The 17,037-nt window shown below is 61.9% G+C and carries 13 protein-coding genes; 7 read left to right on the forward strand and 6 right to left on the reverse strand.

Annotated elements, in window-relative coordinates; all coding sequences use genetic code 11:
• The first annotated feature begins 77 nt into the window (after positions 1 to 77).
• The 4 genes from pgi (at position 78) to HUS66_RS05255 (ending at position 7,322) form a co-directional block, all read left to right on the forward strand.
• Entirely contained in the window at positions 78 to 1,772 is a 1,695-nt protein-coding gene (gene pgi, locus HUS66_RS05240) for a glucose-6-phosphate isomerase (protein ID WP_175069903.1), read from the forward strand.
• On the forward strand, positions 1,769 to 2,743 hold the full coding sequence (locus tag HUS66_RS05245; RefSeq protein ID WP_175069904.1) for a carbohydrate kinase family protein: 975 nt from the start codon (positions 1,769 to 1,771) through the stop codon (positions 2,741 to 2,743). The genes pgi and HUS66_RS05245 overlap by 4 nt, the downstream gene beginning before the upstream one ends.
• Positions 2,744 to 2,866: 123 nt before the next feature.
• Positions 2,867 to 5,431 (forward strand): GAF domain-containing protein, encoded by a 2,565-nt coding sequence (locus HUS66_RS05250; RefSeq protein ID WP_175069905.1) that lies wholly within the window; start codon positions 2,867 to 2,869, stop codon positions 5,429 to 5,431.
• Positions 5,432 to 5,558: 127 nt separating this feature from the next.
• On the forward strand, positions 5,559 to 7,322 hold the full coding sequence (locus HUS66_RS05255) for an EAL domain-containing response regulator (protein WP_254628702.1): 1,764 nt from the start codon (positions 5,559 to 5,561) through the stop codon (positions 7,320 to 7,322).
• 141 nt (positions 7,323 to 7,463) lie between these two features.
• Here HUS66_RS05255 and HUS66_RS05260 read toward each other — a convergent pair whose 3' ends face one another.
• From HUS66_RS05260 to zwf, 3 genes are all read right to left on the reverse strand, one after another.
• Positions 7,464 to 8,126 carry a bifunctional 4-hydroxy-2-oxoglutarate aldolase/2-dehydro-3-deoxy-phosphogluconate aldolase gene (locus HUS66_RS05260; protein ID WP_112054396.1) on the reverse strand — a complete coding sequence of 221 codons (663 nt, stop codon included), beginning with the start codon at positions 8,124 to 8,126 and terminating at the stop codon, positions 7,464 to 7,466.
• A gap of 302 nt (positions 8,127 to 8,428) precedes the next feature.
• Positions 8,429 to 9,094 carry a 6-phosphogluconolactonase gene (gene pgl / locus HUS66_RS05265; protein WP_175069906.1) on the reverse strand — a complete coding sequence of 222 codons (666 nt, stop codon included), beginning with the start codon at positions 9,092 to 9,094 and terminating at the stop codon, positions 8,429 to 8,431.
• Positions 9,095 to 9,143: 49 nt separating this feature from the next.
• Complete coding sequence (gene zwf, locus HUS66_RS05270) at positions 9,144 to 10,637, reverse strand: glucose-6-phosphate dehydrogenase (RefSeq protein ID WP_175069907.1); 1,494 nt, start codon at positions 10,635 to 10,637, stop codon at positions 9,144 to 9,146.
• A gap of 268 nt (positions 10,638 to 10,905) precedes the next feature.
• Between zwf and HUS66_RS05275 the strand changes: the two genes are divergently transcribed.
• Together HUS66_RS05275 and HUS66_RS05280 are read left to right on the forward strand one after the other, a co-directional pair.
• Positions 10,906 to 11,772 (forward strand): MurR/RpiR family transcriptional regulator, encoded by an 867-nt coding sequence (locus HUS66_RS05275; RefSeq protein ID WP_175069908.1) that lies wholly within the window; start codon positions 10,906 to 10,908, stop codon positions 11,770 to 11,772.
• A gap of 126 nt (positions 11,773 to 11,898) precedes the next feature.
• The gene (locus tag HUS66_RS05280) at positions 11,899 to 12,600 is read left to right on the forward strand and encodes a LolA family protein (protein WP_175069909.1); all 702 of its coding nucleotides are present in this window, start codon (positions 11,899 to 11,901) and stop codon (positions 12,598 to 12,600) included.
• Positions 12,601 to 12,643: 43 nt separating this feature from the next.
• Here HUS66_RS05280 and HUS66_RS05285 read toward each other — a convergent pair whose 3' ends face one another.
• Positions 12,644 to 13,003 (reverse strand): RidA family protein, encoded by a 360-nt coding sequence (locus HUS66_RS05285; RefSeq protein WP_175069910.1) that lies wholly within the window; start codon positions 13,001 to 13,003, stop codon positions 12,644 to 12,646.
• Between the two features lie 144 nt (positions 13,004 to 13,147).
• On the opposite strand from HUS66_RS05285, the gene HUS66_RS05290 reads away from it, so the two are divergent.
• The gene (locus tag HUS66_RS05290; RefSeq protein ID WP_175069911.1) at positions 13,148 to 14,341 is read left to right on the forward strand and encodes an MFS transporter; all 1,194 of its coding nucleotides are present in this window, start codon (positions 13,148 to 13,150) and stop codon (positions 14,339 to 14,341) included.
• Between the two features lie 23 nt (positions 14,342 to 14,364).
• Here the strand turns inward: HUS66_RS05290 and HUS66_RS05295 are convergent, their stop codons facing one another.
• Positions 14,365 to 15,219: a universal stress protein gene (locus tag HUS66_RS05295; RefSeq protein WP_175069912.1), complete on the reverse strand. Its 855-nt coding sequence runs from the start codon at positions 15,217 to 15,219 to the stop codon at positions 14,365 to 14,367.
• Between the two features lie 91 nt (positions 15,220 to 15,310).
• The gene (locus HUS66_RS05300; protein WP_175069913.1) at positions 15,311 to 16,801 is read right to left on the reverse strand and encodes a SulP family inorganic anion transporter; all 1,491 of its coding nucleotides are present in this window, start codon (positions 16,799 to 16,801) and stop codon (positions 15,311 to 15,313) included.
• Between the last annotated feature and the right edge of the window lie 236 nt (positions 16,802 to 17,037).

The following is a 17,037-nucleotide window of genomic DNA, read 5'->3' on the forward strand; positions in this document are numbered from 1 at the left end:
TCGATTCATCCAATCGGCGACCATGATAACAAGCCACCATCACAACAATGACGCCACCCACGACCCCGGAGGACGGCATGTTCCAACTGACCCGCAGCGTCACCTGGCAGGCCCTTGAACGCCTGCACCAGCAGACCGCCAATGATCGCATCAGCGACTACTTCAAGGCTGACCCTGAGCGCTTCGAGAAGATGAGCCTGCGCGTCGGTGGACTCTTCCTCGACTACTCCAAGCACCAGGTGTCCGACGAGGTGCTCAAGACACTGCTCGAGCTTGCCGACCACTCCGCCCTGGTGCAGCGGCGCGCACAGATGTTCTCCGGCGACATCATCAATGTCACCGAAGACCGCCCGGTGCTGCACACCGCCCTGCGCAACCTGAGCGACGAACCGGTCTATGTGGATGGCAAGAACGTGATGCCGGAAATCCACCAGACCCGCGAACAGATCAAGCGTTTCTCGGAAGAGGTTCGCAGCGGCGAGTGGAAAGGCTACAGCGGCGAGCGCATCAAGGACGTGGTCAACATCGGCATCGGTGGTTCGGATCTCGGCCCCAACATGGCCTGCCGGGCGCTGCTCAAGCATCGTCATCCCGAGCTGAACTTCCACTTCGTTTCCAACGTCGATGGCACCCATATCCAAAAGGTGTTGAAGCGCCTCGACCCGGCGACCACGCTGTTCATCGTCTCGACCAAGACGTTCTCGACCCAGGAGACGCTGCTCAACGCCAAGACCGCCAGGCGCTGGTTCCTCGACGGTGCCGGAGAAGACGCCGATGTAGGCGCTCACTTCATCGCTGCCTCGACCAATCGCAAGGCAGCGATGGAGTTTGGCATTCGCGAAGAAAACGTCTTCGAGTTCTGGGCCTGGGTCGGCGGGCGTTATTCGATGTGGTCATCGATCGGCCTGCCCATCGCGCTATCCATCGGTTTCGAGGGCTTCATCGAGCTGCTCGAGGGCGCCCAGGAGATGGACAGGCATTTCATCGAGGCCCCCTTCGCCGAGAACATGCCGGTCCTGATGGCGCTGATCGGCATCTGGTACATCAACTTTCACGGCGCCGAGACGCAGGCCATCGTGCCCTATGACCAGGCCCTGCATCAGTTGCCCGCCTTTCTGCAGCAGCTCGACATGGAGTCCAACGGCAAGTCGGTGGATATCTTCGGCCAGCCGGTCAACTACAAGACCGGACCGATCGTCTGGGGCGAGACCGGCTCCAACGGCCAGCATGCTTTCTTCCAGCTGCTGCACCAGGGTACACGCTTCGTGCCGATCGACTTCATCGCCTCGCTGAAGCCCGAATCCGGCTTCGAAGACCACCACTTCGCGCTGCTGACCAATATGCTCGCCCAGGCCAATGCCTTCATGGAAGGCAGTCAGGACAGCAGCCAGCTCGACCCCTACAGCTGCCCGGGCAACCGTCCGTCGAGCACCCTATTGCTGGATGAACTAACGCCGAAGAACCTGGGCGCGCTGATTGCCCTCTACGAACACAAGGTGTTCGTGCAGGGCGTGATCTGGAACATCAACTCCTTCGACCAGTGGGGCGTCCAGCTCGGCAAGCGCATCGCCGGCGAGATCAGCGAACGCATCGACGAGAACAGCCAGGACTTCGATGCCTCAACCCAGGGGCTATTGGCCTTGGTTCGCGGTCACTTCGGCGAACGCCAGAGCGGTGCCGCTGCAAAGGCCAAGGCCGCTGAAGGTGGAAAGAAAAATACCGCCAAGGCCAAGGCCACCCAGTCACCGGCCAAGCAGGATACTTCCTCATGACACCCATCATTGCCTTCGGCGAGGCCCTCGTCGATATGCTCTCCAGCCGCCTTGGCGACGATACCCAGGGCCCCGAGACCTTTACCCCCTACGCCGGTGGCGCGCCGGCCAATGTCGCCGTGGCCTGCGCTCGCCTAGGCGTGCCCAGCCGGTTTCTCGGCATGCTCGGCGACGACCACTTCGGCGACTTCCTGGCCGCAGAGCTGGAGTCTCATGGCGTCGATACCTCGGGCGTAGTGCGCACGCGTGAAGCACGCACTGCGCTTGCCTTCGTCTCTCGCGACGCGGCGGGCGAACGCACTTTCGACTTCTATCGTCCACCGGCAGCGGACCTGCTGTATCGCCTCGAGCACCTGCCTCCCGGCGTATTCGAGTCCCCAGCGATCCTGCACCTGTGCAGCAACAGCCTGACCGAAGACGGCATCGCCGAGACCACCCTGAGTCTCGCCGACATGGCCGCCAAGAGCGGAAGCCTGGTCAGCGTCGATGCCAACCTGCGACACAACCTCTGGTCGACCGGCCAGGCTGAAATCGGTCCGGTGACCCAACTGATCGAGCGTGCTGCCCTGGTCAAGCTATCCCGCGAGGAACTCGACTATCTGCGCGGGGACCACCCGGCCGAAGACTGGCTGGCCGAGCGCCTGACCGCCGGCGTACGCCTGATTCTGATCACCGATGGTCCTGGCGCAGTCGAAGTGCGCACCGTGAATGGCTGTTTCACCGTCACGCCCCCTCCCGTCACCGCGGTGGACACTACCGCCGGCGGCGATGCTTTCATCGGAGGACTGCTGGCCACGCTTGCCGACCAGGACCTGTCTGCCCAGCAAGCCGGCAACGACTGGTGGCACGAGGAAGCCATACTGCGCCGCGCGGTGAACGTCGCCTGCCGCTGCGGTGCCCACGCGGTCACACGTCCCGGCGCCTATGAAGCCTTACCAGGGCACGAAGAGCTGGCTGGCTGGCGGCCCTGAAACCTGAGGGTCGGACACCTGCAGTACTTACATTAGGCAAACATACTAAAGTTTTTGACGGCCACTCCGATATATTGTGGTTAGGGGGAGTCTGCCCTTGGCAACTAGCGCTCGGAGCTGGCCATGAAAACACCTGGTAAACATCCTGAAGAAGCGCGGCGCCTCGCCGCTCTAGAGGCACTTCAGGTCCTTGACACCCCCGCCGAGGACGGCCTGGATGGCCTCACACGCTTGGCCCAGGTCATCTTCGACGTTCCTATCGCCTTGATCTCACTGGTCGACGACCAACGTCAGTGGTTCAAGTCATGTCATGGCCTCGACATCCGCGAAACGCACCGCGATATTTCCTTCTGTGGCCATGCCGTCGCCGATGACGCCCCCTTTGTCATCGAAGACGCTGGCAACGATCCAGCCTTCGTCGATCACCCCCTGGTCACCGGCCCCCCGCACATCCGCTTCTACGCCGGTCACCCGCTGCGCCCTCAGGACGCCATGCCGATCGGCACCCTGTGCTTGATCGACACTCGTCCACGCACTTTCGGCCCTAACGAGCACCAGCGCTTGGCCATGCTAGCCGCCCAGGCCGAAGAGTTACTGCGCTTGCACCTGCTGCGCCTCGAGGAGGCCGAGAAAAAGACCGAAATCAGGCATCTCAGCAGTTTGTTGCAAGGCGTCCTCGATAGCAGCCGAGACCCCATCTATGCCCGCAGCACTGGGGGACGCTATCTGACGGCCAACCGCGCTTGCCTGGACAGGCTGGGACTCGACGGCGTTCCGTCAGATCCCCAGACAGTCGAAGATTACCTGCCTACGCCCATCGCCGAGCGCCTGGCCGCCGCGGAGCAGTCAGTCATTCGTCTGGGCGAGCCGGAGCGCTTCGTCCTGCCACCGCTAGACCACATGGTGTTCGATGTGACCGTATCGCCACTGCGCGATTCACAGGGCAACATTCGCGGCACCGTCGGCGTCGCCCACGACATCACCGCCGCTCAGCGACAAGCGGCGCTGCTCAAGGTGCTTCACCACGGCATCACGGACTACCAGGCGCTGATGTCGGGCGAGCACCTCTGGGAATTCCTGATGGATGGCCTACGAAAACTCACCGGCAGCGACTATGCGCTGATCGGCGAAGTCATCGAGGTCGAAGGGCATTCCGCCCTGAAGATTCATGCCATCACCGACCTGAGCTGGAGCGAGGAATCTCGTAAACTGATGTTGCGGCTGCGCAGTGGCGACATGACGCTGGACAATCCCAACAGCCTGCTTGGTCGGGTGTTCGCCCACGGCGAAACGGTGATGACCAATGACCTCGCTTCACACCCTCATCGCGGTGGCTTTCCTTCCGGTCACCCCAACATCCACAACTATCTCGGCGTACCGATTCATGACGGCGACAAGGTGATCGGCATGTACGCCATCGCCAACAGCCCCCAGCGTTTCGACAAGGCGTTGCTCGACTGGATCGAGCCCTTTACGGCAACCTGTGCGCTGTTGATCAACTTCTATCGTCAGCGAGCACAGCGCGAGAACATCATTGCCGAACTGGCTGCCGCAAGAGACCAGGCGGAAAAGGCCAACCTGGCCAAGAGCGACTTTCTGTCTTCGATGAGTCATGAGCTGCGCACCCCGCTCAACGCGATTCTCGGCTTCGCTCAGTTGCTTGCCAACAGCCGCAAAGCGCCGCTCAACGAGCGCCAGCAGCGCCAGGTCCAACAGATCGAAAAGAGCGGCCATCATCTGCTCGGCTTGATCAATGAGGTACTTGATCTCGCCAAGATCGAAGCCGGCCGCCTGCAGCTTTCCCTGGAGCCCCTGTCGATTGGCAGCCTTATCAAGGATGCCAGTGACACCCTGGCAGGCATCGCCGAGAACGCCGGCATCAATCTGACGGCCGAGACACCCGAGCCGGATGTTGCCGTGGTCGCCGACTATACCCGCACCAAGCAGGTGCTCTTGAACCTGATGTCCAATGCCATCAAATACAACCGTGAAGCCGGGTGCGTGAAACTCTACGTCACACAGATCGACTCTCGTGTGCGCGTCACCGTCAGTGACACCGGCCTCGGCATTCCCGACAAGCATAAAGCAGAGCTTTTCGAGCCCTTCCAACGACTTGCTGCCGAACACAGTGCCATTGAGGGCACCGGGATTGGCCTGGCCATCACCCGCGAGCTGGTTGAGCACATGCAGGGCACCATCGGCGTCGAAAGCACTCCTGGCGAGGGCAGCGACTTCTGGTTCGAACTACCCTTGGCGGTTAACGGTGAGGCACAGGCAGATGTCGCCTCGCCGGATGCACGAGCAACAGACACCCTGCTGACGAGTCATCGGCTGCTCTATATCGAAGACAACCCAACCAACCAGCGCCTCATGGAGGACATCATCGAGGACCTCGAGGGTTTCAGCCTGCAGGTGGTGCCCAGCGCTGAAGTCGGCCTCGAGTTGATCCGTCACTCCCCCCCAGACCTGGTGCTGATGGACCTGCACCTGCCGGGCATGGACGGCTATCAGGCACTTGACACCTTGCGCCGATCTCACGCGCATGCCGATCTGCCGGTGGTCGCTCTGTCGGCCAATGCCATGGCTCATGACCAGCAACGCGGCCTAAAGGCTGGATTCGATGCCTATCTCACCAAGCCGCTGGAGCTAGGCACCTTTAGTGAGACGCTGGCCCGCCTGCTGTCCTGATATTCGATGTTCGACACCCGGTGCTCGATGCCCGGTGCTCGATGCCCGATACCTGATGCCCGATGCCCGATGCCCGATGCCCGATGCCCGATGCCCATATGATGCTCGCGACTCGAGGAGTCCTAGATTGACGGATGACACCGCCCTGACCCATAAACGCCTGCTGGTGGTTGACGATAATCCGACCAATGTCGAACTGCTGCTCGATCTGCTCGACGAGCATGGCTTCGAGAACGTCACCAGCACCTGCGACAGCACGCGCGTGGTGTCACTCTGCGAGGCCGACTACCCGGACCTGATTCTCCTCGATATCCGCATGCCGAACCTCGACGGCCATGGCGTCATGAGTGCCCTTACGGAACGCTTCGGCTTTCAAGCGCCACCGGTGATCGTGCTCACCGCCCAGCACGACCATGAGACCCGGCAGACAGCCCTGTCGCTGGGCGCGCGTGATTTCCTGACCAAGCCATTTCGTCACGACGAGGTCTTGCAGCGCATCAACAACGTTCTCTCGGTTCAGCACCGCTTCGAGGTCCGTGATCAGCAAGCAGAAGCCCTCGAACACCTGGTCGCACAGCGCACCCAAGCGCTCGAGCGACAGGCGCGAACCAACCCCACCACCGGCCTGCCCAACCGCCAGGGACTGACCCTGGTCCTCGAGGAGCTGTCGCAGCTGGACGAATCTACCGGCATCCTCTTCATCGCCCTGGATGGACTGGATGACATCATGCGACTGCATGGCTACGGCACCATCGAGGCGCTGCTCAACCGCCTCGGCCAACAGCTGTCGGCGACGCTGCCGCCTTCCCATGTCGTCGGCCCTTGGGGAGGGACTGAATGGCTGGTGATCTGCCCCGATCCCGAGAATACCGCTGCTCTGGTTGAACTTGCCGACAGTCTGTGTCGCCTGGTTCATCAGGATCATCCCGTAGGCGATCTGCTACTGCCCATCAAGGCACGCATCGGCATCTGCCAGGCCAGCCACTTCGACCCCGAGCGTCTGATCCACCAGGCCGCTCTGGCCCTTCCTCATGGTTACGCGCCGATGGTGCAGTACTACTCCGAAGCCCTTGAGCAACAACAACGACGTCGCCTGAAACTACAACAGGCCCTGCGCGGCGCAGGAGATAGAGGAGAGCTCGAACTGGCCTTCCAACCCAAGGTCGACCTGGCCAGCGGACGAGCAGTCGGTGCCGAAGCGCTGCTGCGCTGGCACCATCCCGACTTCGGTACCGTCTCGCCGGCCGACTTTATCCCCCTGGCCGAAGCCAGCGGTGACATTCTCGCCATCGGCGACTGGGTTATCGATGCGGCGCTCGGGCACCTCAAGGCATGGCAGCAGGAAGCCTGGATCGATGAGGACTTCCACCTCGCCATCAACGTAGCCGCCCGCCAGCTGTCACGACAGGATTTTGCTGAACGGCTGCTCGAGCGACTGCGCCGCCACGGTCTGCCCGGCACCAGCCTGGGACTCGAAGTCACCGAATCGGGCCTGATGGTGGATGTCGACCTGGCCCGTGAACAGCTTACCCTTCTCGCTCGCGCCGGCACTCGTATCGCCATCGATGACTTCGGCACCGGCTACTCGTCGCTTGCCTACTTGAAGACCCTCCCGGTCAGCACTCTGAAGATCGATCGCGCTTTCGTCAGCCCGCTGCCGGATAGCGATGAAGACCGCAATCTAGCGGCTACCGTCATCGCCATGGCACACAGCTTCTGTTGCGATGTGGTGGCCGAAGGCATCGAACAAGCCGCCCAGGCCGCCATGCTCTACGACCTTGGCTGCGAAACCGCTCAAGGCTACTACTACTCACGCCCGCTACCGTCCGAGGCCTTCGCCGACTGGTATCGCCAGCAGCAAGCAACGATGGCTCAGTTCTCACCCAGATAGCCCCTCTCGGCGGAGCGTTCCTTCGGTAGTGCTGCGCAGCGACTCGCCAGATAAAAAAAGACCCGCCAGCGGCGGGTCGAACAACAGCAGAGCTGTCGAGAGAGAAACGTTAAGCGATGAAGGACTCTGCCAGCGGCGGGCTCAGTGGTGGAAACGCTCGGCAGCCTGACGGGCCAGCTCGCGGATGCCATCCCAGTCCTCGGCCTCGACCAACGCCTGGGGCGTCAGCCAGGAACCGCCGACGCACATCACGTTAGGCAGTTTGAGGTAGTCCTCGGCATTATCGACGGTGATGCCGCCGGTCGGACAGAAGCGCGCCTCGGGAATCGGGCCCCCGAAGGACTTGATGGCCTTGGCACCGCCGCTGGATTCCGCCGGGAAGAACTTGAAGCGACGATAGCCATACTGCCAGCCGGTCATCAGCTCAGAGATGGTGGAAATGCCGGGCAGCATGGGCACCGGGCTCTCGACCCCATAGCGATACAGCGCCTCGGTCGCCCCGGGAGTCACCACGAAATCGGCCCCGACCTGTTCGGCCTGACGGTACTGAGCCGGCGTCAGCACGGTGCCAACGCCGATGCTGGCGCCGGGCAGCGCTTCGCGCATGCGGCGAATGGCCTCGAGCGCGCAGTCGGTACGCAGGGTGATCTCCAGCACTGGCAGGCCGCCCTCGACCAGAGCGCGCGCCAGAGGAACGGCATCTTCGATGCGTTCGATGGTGATCACCGGGATCACCTCGGCCTTAAGACAGATGCTGTCGAGTTCGGTCGTGCGGGTGGAAGGCAGCTGCTTGTCGATGGTCATGATGGTCTCCAAAAAATCAAGGAAGCGCTGAATCAATCGTCGAGCGGTTCAAGCACAAGGCGCACGGAGCACAGGAACCGGGGCATATGCGGTATATGTGAGGATTCCGAGCACCGCACAACGCAGTGATTGAAACGCGCAGGCATTCATTCAGTGTTTCCTAGGCTTTATCTGAAAAGTCGACGAGCGAAGACCAGACAAGGCAAAAATCGGCGAAAGCGCGGAGTTTACGGGGTGTAAATGAGCATCTTGAGCCGATGTTTAACGCCGTATGGCCGAGCGCAGTACTTTTCAGACATTGCCTAGGGCGCCCAGTAGATCGCCAGCGGGCAAGCAAGGAAGGCGCGAATCGGCAGCGCTTGCACATCATCGCCGCCGAGGGCCGCGGCCAGTTTGGAACGCTTGCCCTCGCCGTTGAGATGTAGCACATGGCGCTTGGACTGATGCAGCCGGTCGGCGCTCAGCGTAATGCGTGCCTGGGGCTGGCTGGGAGTACGCACCGCAACGACCGTCGCTTCGGTACTCAGCGCCAACGGCAGTTCCTGGCTATCCGGGAACAGCGAGGCCGTATGGCCATCGTCGCCCATGCCGAGAATGACCACGCTCGCCGGCCAGCTAAGCCCTGCCAGGCGCTCGCCGACGACCGCCGCACCCTGTTCCGGGGTAGCATCGTCGGTGGTCAGAGGCACAAAATTGGCGGCAGCCGCTTCTGCCGTCAGCAAATGCTCGCGCACCAGCCGGGCATTGCTGTCGGAAGCCGACTCGGCGACCCAGCGCTCGTCGGCCAGCGTCACGTCGATACGCGACCATGGCAGCGACTTGGTGGCCAGCGCATGGAAGAACGGCACCGGAGTAGAGCCGCCGGAGACCACCAGCAAGGCCCTGTCCTGTGCTGCGAGATCTGCGCGCAGCGCTTCGGCCACGGCCTCAGCCAACTGCTGGGCCAAATGTTCGCGACTGGTGCTCATGTTGCATCCTCGTGCAGTTATCGTGGTGCCCCGCTCGCGGGGCACCGGGTCAGTAGTCTTCGTACCAGCTACGGCCGTCCTGGGTGATCATGGCGATCGAGGCCACCGGCCCCCAGGAACCCGCCGGGTAGCGGCGGGGTGGCGTGCCACGGTCTTCCCAGCCAGCGATCAGCTGATCACACCAACGCCAGGCATATTCGATCTCATCGCGACGCACGAACAGGTACTGCTGTCCCTTCATCACCTCGAGCAGCAGACGCTCGTAGGCGTCGGGAATGCGCGTCTTGGGGAAGGCACTGTTGAAATCCAGGTGCAGCGGACCGGTGCGCAGGCGCATACCTTTGTCGAGTCCGGCATCCTTGGTCAGCACCTGCAAGGCAATGCCTTCTTCAGGCTGCAGACGGATGACCAGCTTGTTGGCTGCCAGGCTGCGTTGGTCCGGGTCGAAGATATAGTGCGGCTGCTGGCGGAAATGGATCACGATCTGCGACAGCTTGTCCGGCAAACGCTTGCCGGTGCGCAGATAGAACGGCACTCCCGCCCAGCGCCAGTTGGCCACTTCGGTCTTCATGGCCACGAAGGTCTCGGTATGGCTGTCGGTATTGGCGCCCTCTTCCTCGAGATAGCCAGGCACTGCCTGCCCGGCGCTGGTACCGGCCGTGTACTGACCGCGCACCACATCCCGATCCAGCGACTCATGGGTGAAGGGTTTCAGCGCCTTGAGCACCTTGACCTTCTCGTCACGGATGGCATCGGCGTCAAGATTCGAGGGCGGATCCATGGCCGTCAGGCAGAGCAACTGCAGCAAGTGGTTCTGCACCATATCGCGCAGCTGGCCGGCCTGGTCGAAGTAGCCCCAGCGCCCTTCGATACCCACTTCCTCGGCCACGGTGATCTCGACGTGGGAGATATGGTTCTGGTTCCACTGGGTGCCGAACAGCGGGTTGGCAAAACGCAGCGCGATCAGGTTCTGAACGGTTTCCTTGCCCAGATAGTGATCGATGCGATAGATCCGCGATTCCGGGAACACTTCGCCGATGACGTCATTGATTTCCTGAGACGAGCTCAGGTCATAACCGATCGGCTTTTCGACCACCACCCGCGACTCGTCATCCAGGCTGTCGCTGGCGTCGAGGTTACGGCAGATGTCACCATAGATTTTCGCCGGCACCGACAGATAGACCACCATCGGCCGGGGCGACCCCTCTCGCCAGGCACGCACGGCCTGATAGTCGTCGGGCTTGGCGAAGTCGACCTTGGCGTAGTCGATACGCTCGAGGAAGCGAGCCAGGCTTTCGGCGTCCTGCTCCTTGGGCTTGACCCGCTTCTTGAGGGCCTCGGCCACCTTGTCGCGAAAATCGCTGACATCCAGCTCATGGCGTGCCAGACCGAGCACGCGGGTATCGGCGGGCATCAGCCCTTCGCGATCCAGCTGATAGAGCGCAGGAAACAGCTTGCGCAGGGCCAGATCGCCCAAAGCACCGAACAGGGCCAGGTCGACATCCAGACGGCCAGTGTTCTGAGAATGGGTATCGCGGGTCATGCCTCGCCCCCTGAAATATGGTTAACTTACGCACAAAATACGTTATTCGTGCGACAAAAAGCAATATTTATAAGTAACTTTACCACACAAACAGCATGGCAATGGCGATGATTTGGCGCACTCCCACTGCTCACGCTAGCATATCCTGCACAATGTAGTTAAATCACTACATGACGAGAAGCGCGCCGCAGATTGCTCTGCCAGTTCGGTACAGCCATCCCATCATGCCGCCTCGTCATGTTCGTCGCTACGGAGACATTCCCTCAGCATGGCCAGTCACGATCTGATCGCCCGCATCCGCGCTCGTCTGGACGAGCTTAATCGCTCCGAGCGCAAGGTGGCCGATGTCATCCTACAGGATCCGGCCTCTGCCACCGGCATGAGCATCGCCACCCTGGCACAGGCGGCCTCGGTCAGCGAACCGACCGTCAATCGCTTCTGCCGCAACTTCGAAGCCAAGGGCTACCCGGATTTCAAGATCAAGCTGGCACAGAGTCTGGCCGGTGGTACACCCTACGTCAGTCGCAACGTCGAGCGCGACGACGATGCCGCCCACTACGGTGACAAAATCTTCGGTGCCACCATCGCTGCCCTCGATGAAGCCCGCCGCGAACTGGATGCCAAACGCGTCGAACGAGCCGTCGATTACCTGATTCAGGCCAAGCAGATTCACTTCTTCGGCCTCGGTGCCTCGGGGCCGGTGGCCCAGGATGCCCAGCACAAGTTCTTCCGCTTCAACCTACCGGTGATGGCCTACGAGGATGTGCTGATGCAACGCATGGTCGCCGCCTCCTGCCACACCGGCGACGTGGTGGTGATCATCTCCTATACCGGCCGCACCCGAGAGCTGGTCGAAATCGCTCGACTAGCCCGTGACAACAGCGCTGTGGTACTGGGTATCACCGCTCCTGGCTCGCCGCTGGCCAGGGAGTGCACCGAAACCCTCGAGGTCACGACGCCAGAAGATACCGATGTCTACATGCCGATGACCTCACGCATGATCCACCTGGCACTGATCGACGTATTGGCCACCGGCGTGACCCTTCGCCGCGGCGAGGATTTCCTCGATCATCTCAAGAAGATCAAGGAAAGTCTGCAGCCGACTCGCTTCCCGACCGATTCGGATGCGTCCTGAGAGTCGCACGAAGTGCCTGCTTTGGCCGACAGCGGCTGGCAGGCACCCGCTGCGCTACACTAACGACCCTCCCGTCTGCAGATACAGAGAGCGCCCGATGAACGGTGCCACGCCCAGGAAAGGATCATGAACGTCAGAGCACTCGCCCTGCTGCTACCTCTAGGCTTGGCAAGCCTGCCGGTAAAGGCCTTAGATCTCGATGAACTGGAGACACGCTTGGCCACTCCCACGCAGTTGCAAGGCCATTTTCGCCAGCTCCATTGGCTGGCCGAACGAGAAGTCCGCCTGCATAGCCAAGGCCGTTTTCTGTATCAGCGTGACCGACAGCTGATCTGGCTGTTCGCATCTCCCAATCGTCAGGCACTGACTTTCACGCCGGACCAGGTAGCTTATGGGCCAACAGCCGGCGTAAACGATATTGAGACTAACATTGAGGCGCTGCTACCCGAGCGCGATACCTTTCAGCGTCACATGGTCGATCTAATCGGCGGGCGCTTTTCGGCGCTGCGTGAGGACTACCGACTCGACCTTTCCGGTGATACTGACGCATGGCAGGTATCCCTGCATCCCCGGGCCCTAGACCTGGAGCTGCCGCTGTCGACCCTGACCCTTACTGGCGGCGAGCGAGTCGAACGTTTGGACATGGCCATCAGCAACGGAGACACCCTCACCATCCGGCTGACTGACGCCCAAGAAGTGGTCAACCAAGGCTTGGTGCACTGGCTGGTGGACTGGCTAGGCAATGAGCCCGCAGCAGCGGGGAAAATGCCACCCACGAAAACCGCAGACGATAGCGCCAGCCATTCGGCAGGAGAGCAGGAAGGCTAGGCGGGGAGCGAAGAAGACGCTCCCCGGAAGAGCGAGGCGTCGCTCAGCCCTTGATGGCACAGGTCACGGTGATCTCGACCTTGAGCTCATCGGCTGGCATCGGTGCGGTGATGCAGGTCCGCGCCGGGGCATGCCCGTCTGGCACCCAGGCATCCCAGACCTCGTTCATGGAGGCAAAATCGTGGCCTTCTTTGAGGTAAATGGTCGCCGATAGCAAGTGCTCACGGTCGGAGCCCACTTCCTCGAGCAGCGCATCGACCCGCTCGAGCATGCTGCGAGTCTGTTCAGCAATATCGCCGTGGCGGGCTTCGGGGCTAGCCACCTGGCCGCACAGATAGCCTACCCCATTGTGGATCACGGCGCGGCTCATGCGTGCCTTAGTATCATGTCGAACGATGGTCATGAGTGTCTCGCTGCTTGAGTTTGTGAGTAAGTGAGTGACAAATCCAGACGGCATCCTAATACAGCGCAACAAAGCGGAAAACACTTTACTTCAGCACGGTAATGCAACGCGGCACCGTGCCAGCCAAAAGGGACTTTGGTCATTATGGCGGGATATCAAGACTTGCTGCGCCATCATCGCGGCCTGCTGTCCATCGCCTTTCTGGCGATGTTCTCATCCAGCTTCGGGCAGAGCTTCTTCATCGGGCTCTTCCAGGCGCCCATCAGTGCGAGACTGGGTCTGACGGCCGGCGAGTTCGGCAGTGCCTATGCGCTGGTCACTCTGGTCGCGGGCTTCGCCATGCTAAGACTGGGCCCGAGCATCGACTGGATTCCGCCACGACGCTTCGCCATTCTCGTGCTGGCAAGCCTGACCCTGGGCGTCATGCTGCTCACTCTATCCCCCTGGTGGCTCCTGGGCCTGCTCGGCCTGGGCCTAGTGCGTCTTTGCGGTCAGGGTATGATGACTCACTTGGGCAACACGCTGGCCGGTCGCGAATTCGTGGCCGAGCGCGGGCGCGCGCTGGGGTTGATCAGCCTGGGAGTGATGCTGGGTGAGAGTGCCCTGCCACCGCTGATCGCCATGCTGCTGGTATGGTTCGGGTGGCAGGAGCTGTGGTGGCTGTTTGGTCTGGTACTCGCCGCCCTGTGGCTACCGCTGCTCTTGCGCGGCCCCTGGCCGCAAGCGCCGAGCAGGCGGCCGGCCGCGCACGAAGGCCGTCAAGGGCCGCGCCCGTTCCGCGAGACGCGCTTCTGGCGGCTGCTGCCTCTGCTGATGACCCTACCGATCTCGATGACCGGACTCTTCATTTACCAGGCGCGCATGACCGAAGACCTCGGCAGCACCCTGGCAACCTACGCCCTGGCGCTGACCGGCATGGGGCTTGCCAAGTTGCCCGGTGCCTTGCTGGGTGGACGCCTGGTGGATCATATCGGCCCCATGCTGCTGGCCCGCCTCTACCTGCTGCCGTTCGCTCTGGCGCTGCTGCTGGCCATGCTGGTAGGCGGCGATCTCGGGGTATGGGCGCTGATGGTCGGTGGAGGCCTGGCGATGGGCACTCAACAGCCGATCGCCACCAGCCTGCTGGTCAGCATATGGGGTAGCGAGCACCTGGGCACCGTGCGCGCGACGCTCAGCGCCGCCATGGTGTTCTCCACCGGCATTGCGCCGGCGTTACTTGGCTTCGCGCTGGATGCCGGCGTCACCTTCGAGGGCGTGCTGGGGGCCATGCTGGCTTTGCTGATGGCCGGCTGGTGGCTGGCTCAGGGCGCCTTACCGGCAGGTACCGACACGCCCTGAGCTTCTCAATCCGCGCAGCGCCGTTAACGCAACAGCAGCACCGGCAGGCTGGCGCGACGCAGCATGGTGGTGGTCGTACTCCCCACCAGCAGATGGCGCACCCGCGAGTGGCCATAGGCGCCCATCACCAGCATGTCGATATCGTGCTCTTCGGCGTAGCCGCGCAGGCTCGCTTCCACCTCACCGGCGCGAATCTCGCCGTGGGCTTCGAAGCCAGCATCCGAGAGAGTCTTCAAGGCCCAGTCGAGCTGCGAGCGCACATCGGCCACCTCTGCTCCAACCATCACCACGTGACAGTCGATGCCCTTGAACAACGGGCTCTGGGCGATCATTTCAACGCCCTTGCGGGTGGTCTTGCTGCCATCGAAGGCAATCATCACGCGCTTGGGGGCACGAAACTCATCGGGCACCATCAGAATCGGGCGATGCAGGCTGCGCACTACCCGCTCGAGGTTGGACCCCAGGTGCTCGGGCGCTTGATGGGCAGCTTCGCCGCGCTTGCCGATCACCAGCAAGCGGATGTCGTTTTCGAGTTCGGTCAGGGTCTCGACCAGCTCGCCGTTGCGCTGGCGTGTGGAAGGCTCGGTGATACCATCTTCGACGGCGCGAGCCTTGGCGGCATCGAGTGTCACACGGCCGTGCTCCTGGGCCAGCCGCGCGCGCTGTTCATCCAGCGTCGTGAGTTCCTCGAGCAAGTGCTCCCGAGAACCCAGGCCGATGTTACCGGTCAGATTGGCTTCGGCCACCTGCGGGTGGTTGTCGACCACATGCAGGAAGGTCAGTGGCGCAGCCATTGCCAAGCTCGCCCAGGCAGCGTAATCGCATACGCCGGTGGAAAAGTGAGAGCCGTCGATGGCTGCCATCACTTGATCGGTCATGGTGCAAATCCTTGTCAGGTGAGTGGCATCTCTTTTATCGCCTTTCTACCGCAATGCGCCGACGCTGAATAGCACCGGCGCGATTCGGGGTTTAGTGGCCGCCCATCAGCTTGTCCACGGCGTCCGGCTTGTCATGGACCGCGAAGCGGTCGACGATGGTCGCGCTGGCTTCGTTGAGGCCGATCACCTCGACCTCGGTGCCCTCACGGCGGAATTTGAGCACCGCCTTGTCCAGCGCCTCAACGGCGGTGATATCCCAAAAATGCGCTCGCGACAGGTCGATCACCACCCGCTCGACGCTTTCCTTGAAGTCGAAGGCGCCCATGAAGCGCTCGCCAGAGGCGAAGAACACCTGCCCGACGACCTGATAACGCCGGCCGCGGCCATCTTCGGTGGCCTCGGAGCCGATGTAGAGAATGTTGCCGACCTTGTTGGCAAAGAACAGTGCGGCCAGCAGCACGCCGACGAAGACCCCCATCGCCAGGTTATGCGTGCTGACGGTCACCACCACGGTCGCCAGCATCACGATATTGGTGCTCAGCGGATGCTTCTTCAGATCACGGATCGAGGTCCAGCTGAAGGTGCCGATGGAGACCATGATCATCACGGCCACCAGCGCCGCCATGGGAATCTGAGATACCCAGTCGGCCAGGAAGACCACCATCATCAGTAACACTACGCCGGCCACCAGGGTCGACAGCCGACCGCGGCCACCAGATTTGATGTTGATCACCGACTGGCCGATCATCGCGCAGCCCGCCATGCCGCCGAGCAAGCCGGCGCCGATGTTGGCGACCCCCTGCCCCTTGCACTCGCGGTTCTTGTTGGAAGGCGTATCGGTCAGGTCGTCGACGATGGTAGCGGTCATCATCGACTCGAGCAGGCCCACCACGGTCAGCATCACCGAGTAGGGCAGAATGATCCAGAGGGTCTCGAGGTTCAACGGCACTTCCGGCCACAGGAAGACCGGCAGGGTATCCGGCAGCTCGCCCATATCGCCGACGGTACGGATATCCATGCCCGAGACCATATACACCACCGTCAGCACCAGGATGCACACCAGCGGAGACGGCAGAGCCTTGCCAATCACCGGGATCAGCGGGAAGAGGTAGATAATGCCGAGCCCTGCGGCCGTCATGGCGTAGACATGCCAGGTCACGTCGGTGAGCTCGGGCAACTGGGCCATGAAGATCAGGATCGCCAGGGCATTGACGAAGCCGGTGACCACCGAGCGCGACACGAAGCGCATCAGGTCGGCGAGCCGCAAGTAGCCAGCCACGATCTGCAATACCCCGGTCAAAAGGGTCGCCGCCAGCAGGTACTCAAGCCCATGCTCCTTGACCAGCGTAACCATCAGCAGCGCCATGGCGCCGGTTGCCGCCGAGATCATGCCCGGCCGCCCGCCGGTAAAGGCGATGATCACGGCAATACAGAAAGAAGCGTATAGGCCGACCTTGGGGTCGACACCGGCGATGATCGAGAAGGCAATGGCCTCCGGAATCAACGCCAGCGCCACCACGATTCCCGATAGCGAATCGCCCTTGATATTGGAAAACCAGTCTTGCTTGATTGATCGGATCATTCTGCGGTCCAGTCGTGGGTCCATGTCATGCCCGAAGGCGCGAAGCGCGTGGTGCGCGATGACGTCGAGATAGGGGAGCTGAGTTAAGCGCGACACTCGATTCAGCCCGCCAGCAAAGGCAGACCGAGAACTCAGCGGAGCGTGTCGCTAATCAGCACGTTTGGCGTCAGGATAACGCCAAGCGATGACGCTGCCATGAAGACAGCGCCAGGATGGGAAAGGGAACGCTAGGGCGG

It is taken from the genome of Onishia taeanensis (assembly GCF_013349955.1).
GTDB classification, from domain to species: domain Bacteria; phylum Pseudomonadota; class Gammaproteobacteria; order Pseudomonadales; family Halomonadaceae; genus Onishia; species Onishia taeanensis_B.